The following is a 20068-nucleotide window of genomic DNA, read 5'->3' as shown; positions in this document are numbered from 1 at the left end:
CCTTACCAAATCCCAATCTTTCAGTAAACTTATGACAAGGTACTTAAGAGTTGAAAAAGAGCGGTTTTGAATCCGCGAAGCGGGTGACAGTCTTCAAGCCTCGGGTGGAATGAGCATCAGCGAATGGAATCCGTGGCGTCCATCACCGGTCAGCGTGGCCTGGGCGGCGGCGGAATTTATCGCCACCGATTCTGTTTTCCACGGATTCCGCTACGCTCCACCCGAGGCTTTAACTCTTTCGCCCAGTTCCTGGGCTGAGACCCAAAAACTGCTTAAACTCTTAACTGGCATTACCAATATCCTATCGCATGAGCAAAAGGCTAAATTGTTGATAAACTTGTGTTTCCCCCAGCCCTAAATGGTATTACCAGTGTTCACCCTTGAAGACATTGGCAAAGATGACCTGTTCCAGCGTTGGTTTTGGAGATGGCCCCTCTTTCCCTTTCTGGCCTTTGGCCGCCGCCGAGGAGGGGAATAACTGGAAGCCCTTTGAAAGAATGTAGTCATTGACTTTGGGCCAGAGGGCATAGCTGACCGCCGCCGCCGTTCCCATCGGCGTCGCAATGCTCTTGGGACGGTCCACAATGGCCTTGATGACTGTGTTGGCCGCGTCTTCCGGTGACCAGGTGGGCACGTAGCTGTAAATTTTTGTCGGTGCGATCATTGGCGTCCGAACCAGCGGCATATAAATGGCGGTGATATGGATATTGTAATCCCTGACCTCCGCTGAAAGACACCGACTGAAGGCATCAAGCGCGGCTTTACTTGCCACATAGGCCGAAAAACGAGCCGCGTTGAGTTGCACGCCGATTGAACTGATGTTGATGATCTGGCCGCTTCGGTTCTGTTGCATGCTGGGAAGCAACGCCATAATCAACCGCACGGCACCAAAGTAGTTAAGCTGCATCGTGCGTTGAAAGTCGTGGAAGCGATCATAGGATTCATCCACCGCCCGTCGGATCGAACGTCCGGCATTATTGATCAAGACATCCACGGCGCCGAAATCACTCAACACATCCGCCGCCATTTTGTCAATCGCTTCTAAATCATTGAGATCACAGGGGTAGACATAGGCTTCGCCGCCAGCATTCTCAATAATGCGTTGGGTTTCCTCAAGTTTTTCACGCGTGCGGGCCACCAGCAGCACTTTGGCGCCAGTCGCCGCCAGTTTTTTGGCGGTGGAAAAACCGATTCCACTCGACGCTCCAGTAATGAGCACCACTTTCCCGGTCAGTTTACGGACCAGTTTCACTGGAACAGTGTAGTCATAATCAAGGTATTGCTCCCAAAACTGCCAGATGACCGGGGCATAATCAACCAGATTTGGACATCGAATGCCGGTGCCTTTGAGCGCCGCCCGAGTGTTGCGGTCACTAAAAACCGTGGTCACAAACGAAAAACTCAGAGTTGAAACCGGTGCCCCAATGGCTTTCGCAATTTGTTTCTTGATTCGGTCTGGCATCACACGATCAATGGATTCTGTCGCAGTTCGCAACGGAGCATTCAACCAGGGCAATTCAAGTTTGTGGGCAAAGCCTGGACCGTGAGCCGCCGCCAGAATGGTTTCAATCAGTTCACCCACTGACGGTGAATTGGCCTGTAACAGGAAAAAGGCTTTTCCGTCCAGATTTGGTTTATGGGCAATTGCATCCATTGCATTGGCGACATAATCAACCGGGACAATCGGAACTTTTCCGCCGTGAATTCCAAGCAACGGCAGCCATTTCGGAATCTTGTAGCTGATTTTCTGGAGCGTCTTGAAGAAATAATACGGCCCGTCAATTTTATCAATCTCGCCCGTCACACTTGACCCAATGACCACGCCGGGTCGGTAGATGCGAAACGGAACGGTTGATTCCTCGCGCACAATTTGTTCGGATTCAAACTTGGTCCGGTGATAGGGATGCGTCAACGTCTGGCCTTCGTCAAACATGTCTTCCGTAAATTGCCCGGCAAAGTCGGAACCGGCAATCGCCACCGAACTGGTATGGTGCAACCGAACATCCCCACCCAGTTTATTGACCAGTTTCACGACGTTGCGTGTTCCTTCGACATTGAAGGCTTCGGCGGTTTCTTCGTCTAAATCCATGTCATAAATAGCCGCCAGATGGAACACGTGATCAATCTTTCCCTTGAGCTTCTTTAAATTTGCCGGGGAGATCACACCCGGTTTGGTGATATCACCGAAAATCGGAACCAGTTTTTTGCCGTTTTCACCAATGCGTTCCTGCAGAAATTCAAACTTATCCTGCGACGACTCGCGCACCAGGACATAAATGGTGGCGTCCTTGCGCCGTGCAAGACGTTCGACCAGAAATTTACCGATGAACCCCGTGCCGCCGGTGACGAAGTAGTTCATAAAATTTGATCCATCCAGATGTTGAGATGAGTGCCAGATAAGGACTTTTGTGGGGCAACCCAGGACTCCAGGGGAAGGAGGGCAGGTTGTGTTTGATTCTTTCAATAGCCTACCATCGCCACCGCACCTTTGACCAGTTTTTAGAAATTATGAATGATGAATTATGAATTATGAACAGACTATCTCCTTAATTTCTAAAGGGTTGTCTTTTAAACAAGCAAGTTTTCAACCATTCTTCTGTTTCACTTTACCAGCAAATAACCCGGCAAAGGCTTAAACTCAGTCCTTTTTTCCTTAACAGAAACTTCCGACTTGTTGCCTGAAAGCTCTTTTTCAGTGTACTTTTTGGGGCTTTGGTCGGCACCCGGCAGTAAAAGTAAGGGAGCGTTAAAAAATAAGTTCCTGAGGGCGTGGGTGTTCTGTCACGCCCAGGCTTTGGTTTTGCACCGCGAAGCGTTGCAGTTCGGATAGCCGGTCGGTTGGCCGCTTTGGGCCTACCACCGGATCCAATGGCCATTCCTCTTGTTTCTCCCCGCTTCGCCCGCGCCCCTGCGGGGCGCGGGCGAAGCGGGGAGAGGTAGACTGGGGAAACAAATCGGTCCCGGTGGTAGCTCCCAAAGCCTCGCAACCACCGGCTATCCGAACGGCAGCCTTTCAGGATGCTCAATCCAAATGCCTGATTCCCAAACGAAAACAAGAAGTTGTTTTTTTACGCTCCCTAAGCGCGGCTGAGTCTGCTGGTTTACGTAGTTGGGTTGGCTACTCGCTACCTCGCTACTCACTATCTCGCTTTTTTGCTCTTCACTCACTCATGAAATTCACCATCCCCGTTTACGTGAACGAACAAAAGCAGACTGGAAAAGCCAGAGGCTTTCTCTATCAAGTTCAACCACTATTTTTCAGCGAGCCAGTGATTTCACATGCCAGTCTGCAATCGGCGCTGGATAAATTTTCCTTTGCACTAGGGCAAAAACTCCGCGAACTGGCACGCACACCTGATCGGGATGAACTCGCCCAACTGACGTTTCATCCACCATTGGAAGAATACGTCTGGAAATTTTCCTTTGAACTGGCCAAGAAAACCCACACCTGCCGGCTACTCATCGTGGTCTTTGAAGCCTTTGATCGCCGGATTGCCTTTTCGCCGAAATTGCCTGACGTTTGGTTTGATATTGAACGGGGTGAATCACTTTTTGACCGCGCCAAAGACACACTTGCCGCCTACTTTCGCAAGCAATTCAAGGATGAGAGCGACAGCTTTACCGAACCGGCCAGCTATAGCCTTGAAGGAAAAGTCTGGGTGACCTCGGTCGAAGTCTTTGTCAACGTCCCAGATGTGGTGAAACCAGAGCCAGTCTCATTGTTTGCGATGCTCGGCGCCCAGCGGGTAACGAGCGGATATCGGGAACTCCACAAAGTCGGACGGCTGCTCAATCGGCTCTATCCCGACGAACTTGATCGGGCAATCAGGCGCGAACGCGAAGTAACTGAACTTTCAAAACTTCTGGCCGAAGAAGACCAGCGCCCTGTGGTGGTGGTCGGTCCACGCATGGTTGGAAAAACCACCATCATCCAGGAACTGGTGTATCGAAGCGAACTCCAACGCACGCAACGTCCGCTGGCCACAACTGAAGAAGAACAATTTCGCGGTCAGGTCTGGCTCCTGTCTCCACAGCGATTGATTTCGGGCATGGCATATGTTGGCCAATGGGAAGACCGCTTGATTGCTATTCTGAAAGAAGCCAGGCGGCTCAAACTGGTCCTCTATTTTGACGATCTGCTCGGTTTGTTTATGGCTGGTCAATCAAGCAGTTCCAGCCTGTCGGTGGCCGATGTCCTCAAGCCCTATATCGAACGCCGGGACGTGCGAATCCTGGGTGAAATCACGCCCGAATCCCTTCGAGTGTTGCGTGAAAAAGATCGGTCGTTCGCCGACCTCTTTCACCCACTGTTTGTTGAACCAACCAATGCGGACGAAACACTCGAAGTTCTGATTGATTGCAAGCGTCAGTTTGAACTCCGCCACCAGTGCACCTTTTCACTTGATTCACTGCCAGTTGTGATTGACCTCCAGCGCCGGTTTGTCAAAGAAGCCGTCTTTCCTGGCAAAGCTGCCGGTTTTTTGCGCCAACTGGCGGTCAAACATACCGGCCACTTTATCAACCGTCAGGCGGTATTGCGTGAATTCCAGGCCAGCAGCGGATTGTCGCTGGCGTACCTGGACGATGAAGTCAAACTGGACCGCAAAGACATTTTTGACACCTTGCGGCAACTCGTGATTGGTCAGGAAGTGGCGATCACGGCGGTGGCGGATGTGGTTTCAGTTGCCAAAGCCAGATTGAGCGACCCCACCCGACCACTGGCGGCCATGTTGTTCCTCGGTCCAACCGGGGTAGGGAAGACCCATTGTGCCAAAACAATTGCCCGGTATTTGTTTGGTCACGAAGACAAACTGCTGCGCTTTGACATGAACGAATATCTCACCCCAGCAGCGGTATCCCGACTGATTGGAACATTTGACCAGCCTGAAGGGCTCCTGACCAGCGCCATTCGCCGCCAGCCATTTGCGGTCGTGCTACTGGATGAAATCGAAAAAGCCCATCCGGATATGTTCAATTTGTTGCTCCAGGTCATGGGGGATGGACGATTGACCGATGCCCTCGGGCGAACCGCCGATTTTTCAAACGCCATTCTGGTTTTAACCTCGAACCTGGGCGTGAGGGAGGCCCAGACGACCCTTGGATTTCACACCGATGGCAGTCACGAAACAGCCGCCTACCTCACCGCCGCTCAGAAATTCTTCAAACCTGAATTCTTCAACCGGTTGGACCGGATTATCCCGTTTGAACGCCTCTCCCGACCCGAAATCGAGCGGATTGCCCAGGGATTATTTGGGGAAATTCTTCATCGTGAAGGACTTCTACGCCGAAAAGCCACGTTGTATGTTGATCCACGGGCGATGGAAGCCATTATTTCGCTTGGATACCATCCCCAGCTCGGCGCCCGCGCACTCAAGCGGTCACTCGAACGCAATCTCATTCAACCTGTGGCGGCTCGGCTGGCGGCACTCCCGCTTGAATCGCTGACCTTGATCAGCGTGCTGCCCCAGCCTGAAGGTTTTGGTGTCATTGTTCAGGCGATTGAACCAGTCAAACAGAGTTCATCCCTGTCACTGGTGCTGGCTGTCAGCCCAGCCAAAGACATTCTGAAACAAACAGAGCGGATAGTTCATCGGATTGAACAAGAAATCAGTGTGTTGCGCCCAACTGGCCAGGTTTCACTGGATGCACTGGATCCAGCGCACGAACGGTATTTTCTGGTTCGCGAGCACCTGCAACGGGTTCAGCGCATGATTGAACGGGGAAGTACGCGGTTAGAGGCGAAAAAGACATCACCTCACGCAACCCAATGGACAAAGGTTTCGCGGGTTTCCAAACGACACCTGGTCCAGCGCCATCTCAGCCATCGCTCGGCAGGGTTAAGTCAGCTCGCACAAGAGTTTGTTGCCGCCAGTGATGTTCACCTCTATCTCCAGGAATTTGCAACCGAAGGTGTAAGCATCGGTCAGTCTCCAACCGATTATGTCGCCGACATTGTGCGGGAAACAGCCTTGCTTGAAACCCTGGCCCACTCACTCAAAAACAAGGAGACAACCGGGGCTCTCGCTTTGTTTTACACACTCAATGAATACCCAGGCATTGCAGATTGGAAGGGAAGGCTGGCTAATCTCTACCGCCAGTGGGCTGCTGACGATCAGGGGCTGACAGTTTCGACCGTCACGTTGCCACGGACGCTTGGATTTTCAGCCGTGTGCCTCGAAATGTCTGGTGCTCTGGCCTACCAGCTTCTTCAGAATGAAGCCGGAACCCATCTGGTTTATGCTACTTCCAGTCTATTTATCCCAATCCAACTGAGAGTCCTCCCAGTTGGTCCAACCCAATCGGGACTGTCAGTATTGCTTGAGTTTGCCAGCAACTGGAATGAAGCACTCAGCCGCCTTGCCAGCCACCAGTCAGATGACCTGCCAGAATCATCACCGCTCAAGCTCCTGCCAATCGTGCGGGTCTATGAACACACTGGCCGTACACTCGATTTGCGGTCTGAATTGCTTTCAGTTGAGTTTCCCTCATCGGCAGATCTCAATACCTTTGTGCTGTCGTCGCTGCCGCTCCCAGTCGAGCTTGAGAACTGATGAGGCAGAATGAAGAATTGAGAATGATCATCCTGTCCCTCGGTCTCCCCGTCTCCTTGCCTCACACAGGCTCAAAGTTCCTTCTCCTGGTGCTTATGCCTGTCACCCTCTCATCTTGTCATGTTGTCACTTTGCCCCAGCCTGGGGTATTTGCTGTACGAACAAACCAGCAAGAGACAAATCAGAACTTGAGATTTTACTTCAGGAAAAAGCAACGAACTAACAGTAAAATATCGTAGTTCCATTTACTTTTCACCGTCGGTAATAATTTTCAATCAGCCTCACACGTGGGGTATTTGGTGTACTGAGGGCCTTTCTTTTTGAAGCTTGCGTGGCCCAAAGCTCGGAGCTTTTGTGAAAAAATGGCTGGATCAAATTGGCCGAGATTTTCTTTAAAAAACATCTCAATACTTTTATTTTCAACAGTTACCAGGTTTAGAACACTTACTCGCAACACCTCGAATGTCAGAACTGTTTGAGGGTGGGGTATTTGCTGGACCCAGGCGGGTATTTTTTGAACCTGCTTTCGTCTAAATCAGGTAAAGTCAGAAGCAGAACTAAATATAACCAGTTGATTTAAAATAACTTATAGATAAGACCTTCAAGGTTTTATCAAGTTCCCGCAACTTCAGCCCTGCTTCCCTATCCAGCGGTCATAAGCTCGTTGATTTGGCCCATAATCACTTCAAAAGGTGCCGGGATTGAAGGTATTCACCGCCCTGAGCATCTGATTGAAAAGAAGTACAGGCTCAAAATATATCTTTATTTTCAATAGTTTACCTGCAGACTCATTTTCGTTGTTGCCTGGTTGAAAAGGAATTTTCCGGACTGGAGAGCTCAAGAGTGGGGTATTTACTGGACCCAAATCTGAACGAATACCAGTTTGTAGTCAGTAGATCGTAGTCAGTAGTCCACTAACTTCATTTGATTGAACTACTTGGCTATTTTCTCATGCGGGGACTTCATTCCAAAATGGTATAACAAGTTCTAAAGTGGGGTATTTGCTGGACCCAGATTGAATTGAAGCAAAAAACCGCATCGGCAATGAACAAGTTCAGATGACACAACCTGATCTCATTGATGATAAAGCAGTTATTCTATTCATAATTCATAATACCAACTTGCAATGGAGTCTTCGGATTAGAAAACAGTCAAGTAATTCAATCAAATAAACTTAGTACAAGTCCCCATAAATGGGGGATGGAATTTTGGTTCCTCCGAATTGGCTTTCGCCCGGATGGGCGCCGGACAATAGCCAGTGGTTTGCCGCTTTGGGCACACCACCGGAGCGTCGGTCCGCCGTGGTTCGCGCCCGGATGGGCGCTGGAAGCTGGTTCGGGTCTCGTTTTTCGTCGAATTTTCGGCTTCTGGCTCACGACTCCTGTTCCAGCGCCCATCCGGGCGCGAACCCGTGATGGCGGCTCTGTCCGGTGGCCGCGTGTCCAAAGCGACACTTGCCACCGGCTATTTTCCAGCGCCCATCCGGGCGAAAACCAATGTTTCTGCCAGCGAGTGGTCGAATTTCATCCCCCTTTTATGGGGACTTGTACTTAGCGAACGACTGACGACTGACGACTGACTACAAACTGGTATAACTCATAATCTGACGTCAGGTGGGGTATTTGCTGGACCCCATTTCTCTCAATTCGTCAAAAACAGGCGTGAAGGCTCAACAGATCAGCCATATTTAGCTCGATTGAGGGTGGGGTATTTGCTGGACCCAGATGGTTCAATGGCTTTTAAAAGGTGGGGTATTTGCTGGACCCACGTGGCGCATCCGTGTTTTATCAGTCTCAAAAAGGTGGGGTATTTGCTGGACCCAGGCGCTGTACCTGTGTTTTATCAGCCTCAGAGAACCGGGGTATTTGCTGGACCCAGATGGCTTATCAGTGCTTTATCAGCCTCAAAAAAGTGGGGTATTTGCTGGACCCAGGCTTTATTTTTATTTTCTAAAAAACAGTATTTATTTCAAAATAAATCGGCGTTTGAAGGGCCAAAAAGGTGGGGTATTTGCTGGACCCACAAATCTGACAATACCTCACTCAACTGGGGTATTTGCTGGACCCATGTGGGGTATTTGCTGGACCCATGTGGGGTATTTGCTGGACCCAAATCGCCAAAAGTGGGGTATTTGCTGGACCCATGTGGGGTATTTGCTGGACCCATGTGGGGTATTTGCTGTACCGAAGGCCCATTTTTTGGCCAAAAGTGGGGTATTTGCTGGACCCACTGGGGTATTTGCTGGACCCAAGTGGGGTATTTGCTGGACCCAAGTGGGGTATTTGCTGGACCCACGATTTTTGTAAACTATTGAAAATAAATAAGTTATCCTGTGGAAAAAAACCTCTAACTATATAAGACTATTTTAAAGACTATAAACACACACAACGCGCATGCGCGCGAGCACGCGCGCGAAGCGCTTTTGTGTGTGTTAGTGTGTGTGTGTTTTTATTCTTTTTTCTTTTTCTTTTTTTGTTTTTATTTCCGAAACAAGTTCTTATCCTGGCTTGATTCAACAAAACCCATGGTGGTTCAATAGCCGGGTCATTCCACACAACACATTTTTCGTTTCGGGCAGCGCAGACCCCGGTTGGGTCTTTCGGAGGAGGAATCGGTTGATGACGGACTCAATCCAGGAGGTCTTGTTTGAAGACCCCAAAAACACCAAAAAACAAAACCTGACCAATGAAACGTTGATTCGTTCGGAACTCAACCTCGAACGCTGGCCCTCAATCTGGCAGCTTTCCAAGGGAACTCCCGTCCTCGACGACCGCACGCTGGTCAAACAAATTTCAGTCCCAAATGGCAGCCAGCTTGTGGCCCGGGTCGAACTCAGCGCCGACAAAGTGCTTGGCAATCTCACGACCGAGGACCAGAAAACCCTGTACGGGTTGATTTACCTGTGGGAGTCGCAGGGCAAGCCCAGGGTTTTGACCTTTGCCATCCGCCAGTTGCTCAAGGTGCTGGGCAAGCCCTACGGGTCAAATTCGCGCAAGGCCATTCGCGAATCCCTCGCCCGGCTCAAGAAGGTCAACATCACCTGGGAAAACTCGTTTTACGACAAAAATCAGCGCAATACACTGTCTAAGATCAGTCTTTTCAATATTTTATCAACCTTGGAGTTCATCAGCCGGGGCGAAGGAAAAAATGTTCGCGAGACCGTCCGGGTCGTGTTTGACGAACGAATCGAAATGAATCTCAGGCTGAATTACTCGCTCCCGACGCGGGCCAAAGTGCTGCTGGGGTTTCGCAGTGGCATTTCGCAACTGGTCTACAAACTCATCGAACCCAAGCTGTTTCGAATTGACCAGTACGAGCGCCGAACCAAAGAGCTGTTCGAGGAAATGGGCGTGTTGTCAGAACGCTACCAGAAACTTTCGCTTCGAGTGACGGCCCTCAAAAACGTGATCAGCGAACTCGAAGGGCTTCCGATCCAGGACGGCGTGCTTTCGGTGCAACTGATCGAGGCCGACGAGGCTGACTACAAGCTCATCGCCCGCAAAAAGCGCCTTCAAGCCCAACCTGAAGCTTCCGAAATCACGATCAACCTCGACGATCTCGAATTATTCGGCAGCCAGGCCGGGTTGCTGGTGGGCAATGCCGGACTGGACGTGCCGGAATTCACGGCGGAGCGGCATCTGACGCTGGCCGAACCCGAGCGCTTCGTCAAACACTTCCTGAAAATTTTTGACCTCAAACGCAAACCGACCGCAAAGGAAATCTCGCTGGCGTCGGGGTGGATCAGCAAATACAACCTGTCGGTGGACGACGGCAAACGCGTGGTCGAATTTGCTCAAACTGCTGCCCAAAAAACCGGTTTTGAAGTCCAAAACCTGGCCGGCATCAGCCAGTACATCGAACTTGCCATCACAACCGGTGGGAAATCAGGGAAACCAACCTCATCGGGCAAATCCAGCCTGCTGCCCTTTGACGAACCCGCGCCGGTTGCGGTCCTGACCAAGGAGGAAACCGCCAAGGAAACCGCTTATCAGGTCCTGGAGCGCCTTTCCACCGAGGATCAGGAGCAGTGGTGCCGACGGGCGCGCGAAGTTCTGGAAAAATCCGATAAACGAACTCTGCTCAGGCAAATTGACAAGTATGACCCAACCACCCGGCGTGAAACTTTGCTCAGCAATGCGGCAAAATTCTTCGCAGATGAAATCCTGGCTCAACCAGGGAAGCGATCCCGCTCGCGAAATGACCGTTAATCGCGTTTATTGCCGATTTAAGCGATTTTTATGAGCTACATGGTCTCTCAGGGTGCTCTGGCTCTTTTTCGTCGCTTAAAAGGCAAATAAACCGAAAGCAGGGTTCAGGGTTCAGGGTTTGAAAACCAGGGTTCGGGGTTCAGGGTTCAGGGTTTGAAAACCAGGGTTCGGGGTTCGGGGTTTAAAGATTTTTGGGTTTGTTGTTTTGGAGTTTTGATCCTGAGAAAGCGTATCGCACGGTCAAGGTCACTGGTGGCAAAAACAAAATTTTAGGGCCTCCTGGTTTCGAAAACCCTGAACCCTGAACCCTGAACCCTGAGTCCTTTATGTCCTTTTGATCTTTTTTGTCTTTTCCCTGAACCCTGAACCCTGAACCCTGAACCCTGGTTTTCAAACCCCAAACCCTGAACCCTAAAACCATGCCAACCCTCGACTGGAAATTTTTCGGAATTATTCTCAAGCTCGGCGATGACACCTATCTCTCGAAAGCGCTGTTGTTTCCAGAATTTTCGTGCCTGACAAATCAGCCTGTAAAAGCCCACGGCGCATTGTCGGCAAACATCGCTCAGGTGTTGGAAAATTTGCCACTGGGAACGGTTCATCGGCGCCAGCTCTCCGATCCAATTGAATTGCGTCAATGGAATCTCGACCTGAATCCACCAAAAGGCGTGTTTTGGCGGGAGCCGATCAACCTGGAATTTTCTGGCGTAACCTGGCAGCACGGTGACGCGCAACTGGCTTATTTACCAGAACTTGAAGAGATGGTCATTGTCAGCGGAACCGGAGATTTAAACGAAGAAGTCCTCAAACAGATTCGTCAGCATATTTTGCGAACGGAATCTAACCTCTCGTTGTATAAATTATTGCTTCTGCAGCAGGCTGAAGAAATCCAGACCTGTTACCTGACTCAACAAATCACGTTACTGCGTCCAAAGCAGGTGATGTCCAAAAAGGACGACGATCCTGAAAAAAAGAAATCTGTCCTTGAGCAGGTCGCAACCAACCTCAACAGTGGTTTTCTTTCGGTTGCCTACGAGGTGGATGAGCTGGTTGAATCGCTTGCCGCCGCATTAACTGGACGTGTTCAACGCAGTGTCCTCCTGGTTGGGGCCTCGGGTACAGGAAAGACAGCCATTTTTCACGAACTGGTTCGCACTCGAAATAAATATAATCTTGGACATACTCCGTTTTGGGCAACTTCGGGCTCCAGGCTCGTAGCTGGGATGACCGGGTTTGGGATGTGGCAGGAGCGCTGTCTTGATGTCTGGAGAGAAGCTACACACACCAAAGCACTGCTTCATTTGGGAAACCTGGTTGAACTCATGGAGGTCGGAAAATCCGTCAGCAACGAACAGGGAATTGCCAGTTTCTTCCGCTCGTATCTCGCTCGGGGTGATATGCTTGTGGTGGCGGAATGCACTCCGGAGCAAATTACTGTGATCGAACGCGAAGATCCGCATTTGCTTCAGGTGTTTCATCGAATTGACATTTCAGAGCCATCCCTTGAGGTTGGTCAAAAAATCCTGCGCCGGGTGGCTTCGGATTTGGTCCCGGGTCGCGAAGTGGTGCTTGACGACCTGGGGATTGAGACTCTTGATCGGCTGCATCGCCGATATGCGACGTATTCGGCCTACCCTGGGCGCCCGCTCCGTTTTTTGAAGAATTTGATCCAGGATGCGGTTGAAGGTTCGACCCTCACCACGACGGAGGTCACCCAGACGTTTTCACGTGAAACGGGTCTGCCGCTCTTTTTGCTGGACGAATCAATTCCGCTGGATTTAGAGAGCGTTCACTCCTGGTTCAGTCAACAGGTCATCGGGCAACCCCAGGCCGTGGATCTGGTGGTTGACCTGCTGGCAGCCATTAAGGCTGGTGTAACCCGTCCCAATCGCCCCCTTTCATCATTTCTGTTTGTTGGTCCGACAGGTGTTGGAAAGACTGAGATGGCCAAGGCGCTGGCGGAATTCCTGTTTCGTGATCGAACCCGGATGACCCGCTTTGATATGAGTGAATTTGCCACCCCGGCAGGAATCCTGCGCTTAATCGGCGGTTTGGGGCTGGCTGAAGGACTGCTGACCGCCAAAGTGCGCGAACAGCCTTTTTCGGTGATTTTGTTTGACGAAGTTGAAAAAGCCCACCCGATGTTTTTCGATTTGCTGCTGCAGGTGATCGGGGAAGGCCGCCTGACCGATGCCAGCGGAAGGTTGGCCGATTTTCGCAATGCCGTGGTGATTATGACTTCGAATTTAGGCGCTGAATCCTATCGTCGAAATACCATCGGGTTTGGCGATGATCGCCAGCCGGAAGCCGTGGTCCGGCACTTTGTCGAAGCGGTGCGCAGCTACCTTCGGCCAGAGATGTTTAACCGCATTGATCGCATCGTTCCGTTTGGGCCGCTTTCACCCGAAACTATCGTGGCCGTGGCCCGGCGTGAAATTGATTTAATGCAGCGTCGTGAAGGGATCAAGTTTCGCAATCTGCATCTGGATGTCAGCCCGGAAGTTCCCGACTTTCTGGCAGCCAGAGGGTATGATGTCGTGTATGGCGCCCGCCCGCTCAAGCGGTGTCTGGAACGTGAACTGTTGGTGCCGCTCAGTGCCGCCCTCAACCGGTATGCCCAGTCGCTTCCGCTCCGGGCAGCCGTTTCGGTTGCGGGAGAAACGCTTTCAGTGATGGTTCAGCCACGGGAAGATGGGTCAACCAAAGCCAGCGCCGTTCGACTGGCTGAAAGCCGTTTGCGGGACCTGGCCGAACGCAGCTCCGAATTTGTGCGCAACGTCCTGAAACTTACTCATAGCATTGCCTTTACCAACCTCAGGAATGAAAAATACCGGGTTGAACGCAGTATCCAGCAGCAACAAAAGAAAAAACATGCCCCAGCGCTTGGGGCGTTGCTGGCCAGACTTCCAATTTTAAAACAATTGACCATCCGGGGAGGGGAACTGGAGGAAAAATCACGGACACTTGAAAATCAGATCCTGCTTGATTTTTACCAGCACAATTTGAAGGAACTGAAACCATATCAGCTTGAACTGGAACAACTTGCCGAAATGCGGTCCAGGCTGCTGATTGATATGTTCGCACTGACATTCGAAGAACCCGACCACGTGATTGTCGCAGTCTATGGAAAAAACCCGGAGTTCATCTGCGAACTCGTTTCGTGGTATCTGGCTGTTGCTGCCCGCCATCAATGGGCGGTGAAATTGATTCAATATTCCCAGCCCAAGGAAAAAAGCAAAGAACCGCTTTCACTTGAAAGCACAGTGGTTGAAAAGCCGGACGAGTTTTTCAAAGATCCTCCGAAGGTTTTACCTGGAATGGTGATCCAACTCGATGGCTCACAGGCCGGGCTTTTGATGTTGGCTGAAAGTGGTTTGCATGTTTTTGAAAAAAATACCAAAACGATTGGCTGTCTGGTTGAAACCAGTTCGGCCAGCCTGGCAGCCTATGAACCGATTGTCTGGGCTGAATTACCTGAAAAACTGGATGCGGCTGAAAAACGGCGGATCTATTCGGTTGACGAGGGGAAGGTCACGGATCCACTTTTATCGCGTGTTTTTCCAAAAGCGTTCCTTCTTGGCCAAAGTCAGTCTGAACCTGCCCGACCCTTTGCCGAAGCCATCCGACTGGCCACCGAACAGTATTTGTACAAATGCGCCGAAGAACATTTAGAATAGGGCGGAAGGCAGCGGGCTTGGAGCAATTCAAGGGATGAGGGATGAAGGATGAGTGATGAAATAAAACCAAGTCTTCAGCCCTAAGCTTTCATGTGTCGGTTTTTGGTTTTGCACCACGAAGAGTTGCAGTTCGGATAGCCGGTCGGTTGGCCGCTTTGGGCCTACCACCGGATCCGGTGGCCGATTCTTTTTTCCGCGCGAGCCGCGCCCTGCGGGCGCGGCTCGCGCGGAGGTGGAGAAGCAACTTTTCCCGGTGGTAGCTCCCAAAACCTCGCAACCAACCGGCTATCCGAACTGCAACCCTTCGGGATGCTCAATCCAATTCACACAAGATCTCGTCCCACTGCAGCGCTATCAAAAATCTATATGTGAAAGCTGAAGACGATGGGTTGAAGAATTGGTTTTATTTCATCCCTCATCCTTCATCCCTCATCCCTTCGATTGCTCCGAGCTTGCGAGTCTTCCGCCCCAAGCCCTGAGCCCTGGTTTTCTCAGCCCTCACCCTGAAAGGAGTTTAAACATGCCAGTACATTTGACCAAAGGTGGTCGCGTCAATCTCTCGAAAGAAGCGCCGCAATTAAAGCGGGTGCTGGTTGGGCTTGGTTGGAAGACAAGCCAGTCTGGTACACCCTATGATATTGATGCATCAGTATTTATGCTGGGAAGCAATGGAAAAATCCCGCACGAGGAATATTTTGTTTTTTATAACAATCTCCGGTCACGGGATGGATCTGTCATTCACTCAGGTGACAACCGACAGGGAGGCGTTTCAGAAGACGCCGAAGTGATCCGGGTTGAGCTTCCTAAAGTTGACCCGGCGATTACCGAACTGGTTTTTGTCGTCACGATTGATGGAGCGCTTGAAAAGAACCAGAGTTTCGGACAGGTCCGCGATGCCTTCATTCGTGTGGTGGATGAAGACACAAACCGCGAGCTGGCCCGTTTTTCGCTCAGTGACGATTCGAGCACGGAAACCGCGCTGGAGTTTGGCAAACTGTACCGCAAAGACGGAGACTGGCGATTTCAGGCCGTCGGCCAGGGCTATCGGTCTGGATTACAAGGCTTTGTAGATCGCTATTACCAGGAACACTCGACCTCATCGGCAGGCGCTCCGCCACCATCAGCACCGGTTGTCGTTGCTCCACCACCGCCAGTTGTTTCATTGACGCCGCACGTGCCGCTTCCTCCAAAAGTGAGTCTTCTCAAGCAGAAAGTCGAGGTGACACTGGCCAGGAAAAACCTGACGGGTGTGAAAGCCAGAGTTGGGCTTTCGATGGATATCACTGGCTCCATGACCCAGTTGTATAAAAACGGGACGGTGCAAAACGTCGTGGAGCGCATCCTGGCCGTAGCGCTTTCCTTTGATGATGACGGCAGCCTCGATGTCTGGCGTTTTGACCATCGGTTCAAACGGCTGGCACCGGCCACGGTCCACAATTTCGAAGGCTACGTCAACCGCGAAGCCCTCTCCGACCGGGATATTTACGGCCACAATGATGAACCGCTGGTGATGCGTGACATCGTTCACAAATATGTCGTCGAAGAACCGGGCCCGATCCCAGCCTTTATCGTCTTTGTCAGTGACGGAGGCGTCAAAAAGAACCAGGAAATCCAGGAAATCATTACAAACGCGGCACAATATCCGATCTTCTGGCAATTTGTCGGAATTGGAAACGCCAAATTCGGCGCTTTGGAACGCATTGATACGCTGCCGGGCCGGATTGTGGATAACGCTTCGTTTTTTGCCCTCAACGACATTGCCAGGATTTCAGATGAAGAACTCTATGACCGATTGCTCAACGAATTCCCGCTCTGGCTGGCCGCTGTCCGAAGCAAAGGGATTGTGAGGAACTGATTGGTTCCTAAAGAGGGGAAAAACAGCCAGGAAGACACCTGTCTTCCTGGCTGTTTTCATTGAGGATTAGACTTGAGAAGGCTCTCACTCTTTTGAAGGTAATTTCACTTGTAAAATATTGATAAAAAATGAATTGTTGACTTTAAGCAAGCGGATTTAGAACGCGAAAAAGCTTGCCTGCCAGTTGGAAAAATATTCAGTGGCAGGTGGGAAACTTAGTCCAGTTGAAGTGAAAAAAAGTTGTTGATTTCGATGAGAAGACCGTCTTATGATCCGTACCAATACGCATTCAAGTTCACGTCTTCTCTGAGTTCCTTTCACGTTTTTCAAAAAATTGTTCACCGTTGTCTTCTAAAGCGAAAAAAACCGATTCTTCAGGCCAAAAAATGTTCAGAGTTCCGCTTTCAGGCGGTAAAACTTTGAACAGAAATGCTTTCGATCTACGGCACCGCCTGAAGGCGGAACTCTAAACGTCACTCACTCTGGGAGACCTCCGATGCCGAAAGTCACGATTCCTGAAACGGATATTCTCTATCATCTGGTGTGTTTTGATGAAAATGGTCAGGAGCGCACCGATGATGAACACGGGAAATTGAGCGAAGTTGTGCTCAGTACCCTGGCTGAAAAACCAGTCACCGATGTTTTTGTCATCAGTCATGGCTGGAAAGGCGATATCCCGGCGGCGATTGATCAATACAACCGCTGGATCAAGGCGATGGCGGATTGTGAAATTGACATTGATCGGGTGCGGACGGCCTGTCCAGAATTCAACCCCCTGCTGGTAGGGCTCCATTGGCCAAGTTTGCCCTGGGGCAACGAGCAGCTTGCTGGACAACCTGAAACGACTGATTCGGTTGAATTTGGCCACGGAACAACCGACGAGCACACGGCTGACTATTACCCCTGCCTGACGCCGACGGAACTGGCCAACGAAGCGCTCGAAATCATCCTGGACTATGAGCGAACCCACGGTGACTCAAGGGAAAAGCCTCCACGTGAGATATTGTTTGCCTGCAAGGTGCTGTATCAGGAATCCGGGTTGATTGGCGGAGGCTTGAGTTCAGCTCCTGGAAGCGACCACATGCCGTTTGACCCGCTTTCCTTCTTTGAATTGCTCGAAGCCCAGGTCCCAGCTTCGGATATTCCAGAACTGGACTCACAGGTTCCAAGTTATGGCGCCGATACCAGTTTTGCTTCACGGGCGCCGGGATGGATTGTGAGTTTGCTCCAGCAACTGTCATTCTGGAAAATGAAAGACCGGGCCCGGAGGTTTGGGCAATCCGGAGGATTTACCTTTCTGAACCAGTTGTTGACGACAGCGCCGGAAGCCCGTTGTCACGTGATGGGGCATAGTTTTGGGTGTATCGTTGCTTCGTCAGTGTTATCTGGTCCAAATGGCACCGGACATCTGGTCAGGCCGGTAGACAGCCTGTTTCTGGTTCAAGGCGCGTTGTCGCACTGGTCTTTTGCCGAAGACATTCCCTACTCAAACAGTCCGGGGTATTTTCATCCAGTGGTGCGCGAACAAAAAATCAAAGGACCGATGATTACAACGCGTTCAAAATATGATTCGGCAGTTGGGACGCTCTACCCGATGGCGTCAAAGGTGAAAGGCGACGTTTGTTTTGCACCGGCTGACCAGTCGAATTTACCTGAAATCGGAGCGCTGGGGTCGTGGGGCGCCAACGGCATTGATTCAGCTACGGTTAACAGCCCTATGTTGCCGGCGACGCGACTGTACCGGTTTGAACCTGGGAGAATCTACAACCTGGAAGCCAGCCAGTACATTTCGAAGATCGAGAATGCAACTTCCGGCGCCCACAACATGATTGCCGAACCCGAAGTCGCCCACGCTTTTTGGGAAGCAGTTCTGTCGGTGATTCCAGGCAAAACGAGCCGTCCACAGTCAGTGCAGGTTGAGCCATAATCTTTCAGGCGATGAATTATGTTCAGAGTTCAGGCTTCAGCTTGCAAAAATATTTCGGAAGCATTTTTTTCATATTTTTGTTCCACTGAAACTGATTGCGGGGTAAGGTGAAGAACAAGCTAAAACTTGAACTCTGAACTTCAACTCCCAAATCCAATTCCGGTGATTTCCATGACTCGTACTCAATTCACTTCGCGCCGACAAACCCGGTTTGAATTGTCCATCCGTCACCTGCTCATCTGGTCGTTGATGGTGGGAATGGGCCTGCAAACCCTTTTCCCGGTGGTGGTTCTGGCGGCGGAAACCCGGCGGAGCACAAAACCGACCAGCAAGAAACAGGAAGAGAAACCAGGAGCGACGATTGTTGGGATTGAACCAGGACGAGTCACCCAGGGACAGGCGGTGACGGTGACGGTTCGCGGGAAGAAAACCAAATGGGCGAAAGGTAAAACGCAAGTTTCACTGGGCAACGAAATTTCAGTGGGTGGTGCTCCAGCGGGAATGCCCGGACCGGCGCAGGTAGTGTCCAAGAAATTAATGCAAGTGCAGATCCAGATTGAGGGAAAAGCGAGTCTGGGGACGCGGACCATGCGGATCGTGACCGGAAATGACGTCCAGGAAGTGGAAATCGGCCTCACGGTGGTTCCGACCCAGTTGCCAGGTACGGTCAGCACGACGGTCAGCACCTTTGCCGGAATGGCCGGAGAATCCGGTTTTGCGGATGGCGAAGCCAGCGAAGCGCGGTTCAACCGTCCGACGGGAATGGCGGTCGGGCCGGATGAAGCGGTGTATGTCGCCGACACTGGAAACCATCGAATTCGGAGAGTGGATGCGTTTGGGAGGGTGACAACGATGGCGGGGAGCGGAACACCGGGGTTTGCAGATGGAACCGGCCCGGAAGCCCAATTCAATGAACCACAAGGCGTGACGGTGGACGCCGGAGGATATGTCTACGTTGCGGACACCAGCAACCATCGGATTCGGAAAATTGACCCGTTTGGGGCCGTGACGACGATTGCCGGAACCGGTGTTGCCGGATTGAAAGACGGGCCATCAAACGAAGCGCAGTTTGACCGTCCGGTGGGAATTGCGATTGATCCGAGCGGACAACTCTATATTGCGGATGCCGGAAACGAATCCATCCGGCGAATTGGATTGGATGGGGTGGTGACGACCGTCGCTGGAAATGGTGTCGGAGAAAACCCGGTTCAGCTCCGGGGACTGGCGGGAATTGTCATCGAACGCGAGACAGTGCTGGTGTATCTGGCGGACCAGGGACGGATTCTGCGGCTGGATGCGGAAGGCAACCTGTTGACGGTGGCGGGGAGCGGGCGTGGATTCTCCGATGGAAACGGAGCTGAAGCCCGGTTTGCCGAACCAGCGGGTCTGGCACTGGATACCACTGGAACGTTGATCGTGGCGGATACGGCCAACTCGTTGATTCGGGAAGTGTTACCAGAAGCCGCCGTTCGTGGGGACAGCCTGGCGGTGACGACCCTGGCTGGAACGGGAGAGCGTGGAACCACGGATGGCCCCGGCCAAACAGCGCAATTTTCCCAACCGCGGGGCGTTGCGGTCCTGTCATCAAGCGCTATTCTGGTGGCCGATAGTGGAAATCACGTGTTACGGAAACTGGTGCGACCACCCGTCGTGGAGGACTTCACCCCGGACCGGGCTGCCCAGGCGGAAACGATCAAGCTCAAAGGCCGGCAGTTTGACGGACGCGGACCGGGCTACAACGCGGTGGATTTTGCGCGTGAAACCGGGGGACGGACTCCGGCGACAGTGACGGCAGCGACGGCAACGGAATTGACGGTGGTGGTGCCGGATGATGCGGCGACGGGGAAAGT

8 protein-coding genes are annotated in these 20068 nt (G+C 51.6%); 7 read left to right on the top strand and 1 reads right to left on the bottom strand.

From position 1 onward, the window contains the following. Positions 1-364: 364 nt before the first annotated feature. Positions 365-2359, bottom strand: a complete 1995-nt coding sequence (locus HY774_06215) for an SDR family oxidoreductase (protein ID MBI4748064.1) — start codon at positions 2357-2359, stop codon at positions 365-367. Between the two features lie 811 nt (positions 2360-3170). Between HY774_06215 and HY774_06210 the strand changes: the two genes are divergently transcribed. The 7 genes from HY774_06210 to HY774_06180 all read left to right on the top strand — a co-directional run. After that, positions 3171-6551 carry an AAA family ATPase gene (locus HY774_06210; protein MBI4748063.1) on the top strand — a complete coding sequence of 1127 codons (3381 nt, stop codon included), beginning with the start codon at positions 3171-3173 and terminating at the stop codon, positions 6549-6551. Between the two features lie 1258 nt (positions 6552-7809). Then, on the top strand, positions 7810-8130 hold the full coding sequence (locus tag HY774_06205; GenBank protein ID MBI4748062.1) for a hypothetical protein: 321 nt from the start codon (positions 7810-7812) through the stop codon (positions 8128-8130). Positions 8131-9169: 1039 nt separating this feature from the next. Next, on the top strand, positions 9170-10759 hold the full coding sequence (locus tag HY774_06200; protein ID MBI4748061.1) for a replication initiator protein A: 1590 nt from the start codon (positions 9170-9172) through the stop codon (positions 10757-10759). 419 nt (positions 10760-11178) lie between these two features. Continuing rightward, the gene (locus HY774_06195; protein MBI4748060.1) at positions 11179-14436 is read left to right on the top strand and encodes an AAA family ATPase; all 3258 of its coding nucleotides are present in this window, start codon (positions 11179-11181) and stop codon (positions 14434-14436) included. 520 nt (positions 14437-14956) lie between these two features. Continuing rightward, positions 14957-16291: a VWA domain-containing protein gene (locus HY774_06190; protein ID MBI4748059.1), complete on the top strand. Its 1335-nt coding sequence runs from the start codon at positions 14957-14959 to the stop codon at positions 16289-16291. A 496-nt stretch (positions 16292-16787) separates the two neighbouring features. Then, positions 16788-18218 (top strand): hypothetical protein, encoded by a 1431-nt coding sequence (locus HY774_06185; GenBank protein MBI4748058.1) that lies wholly within the window; start codon positions 16788-16790, stop codon positions 18216-18218. A 171-nt stretch (positions 18219-18389) separates the two neighbouring features. Then, on the top strand, positions 18390-20068 hold a 1679-nt coding region (locus tag HY774_06180), incomplete at its 3' end, for an SMP-30/gluconolactonase/LRE family protein (GenBank protein MBI4748057.1).

This window comes from Acidobacteriota bacterium (assembly GCA_016208495.1).
Taxonomy (GTDB): domain Bacteria; phylum Acidobacteriota; class Blastocatellia; order Chloracidobacteriales; family Chloracidobacteriaceae; genus JACQXX01.
Note: the sequence above shows the minus strand (reverse complement) of the source record. Positions and strands in the feature narration are given on the sequence as shown.

Bases quoted from the DNA above. Each gene is read 5' to 3' on its own strand.
- HY774_06185 (MBI4748058.1), top strand. From the start codon at position 16,788: ATGCCGAAAGTCACGATTCCTGAAACGGATATTCTCTATCATCTGGTG.
- HY774_06200 (MBI4748061.1), top strand. From the start codon at position 9,170: ATGACGGACTCAATCCAGGAGGTCTTGTTTGAAGACCCCAAAAACACC.
- HY774_06195 (MBI4748060.1), top strand. From the start codon at position 11,179: ATGCCAACCCTCGACTGGAAATTTTTCGGAATTATTCTCAAGCTCGGC.
- HY774_06215 (MBI4748064.1), bottom strand. From the start codon at position 2,359: ATGAACTACTTCGTCACCGGCGGCACGGGGTTCATCGGTAAATTTCTG.
- HY774_06190 (MBI4748059.1), top strand. From the start codon at position 14,957: ATGCCAGTACATTTGACCAAAGGTGGTCGCGTCAATCTCTCGAAAGAA.
- HY774_06210 (MBI4748063.1), top strand. From the start codon at position 3,171: ATGAAATTCACCATCCCCGTTTACGTGAACGAACAAAAGCAGACTGGA.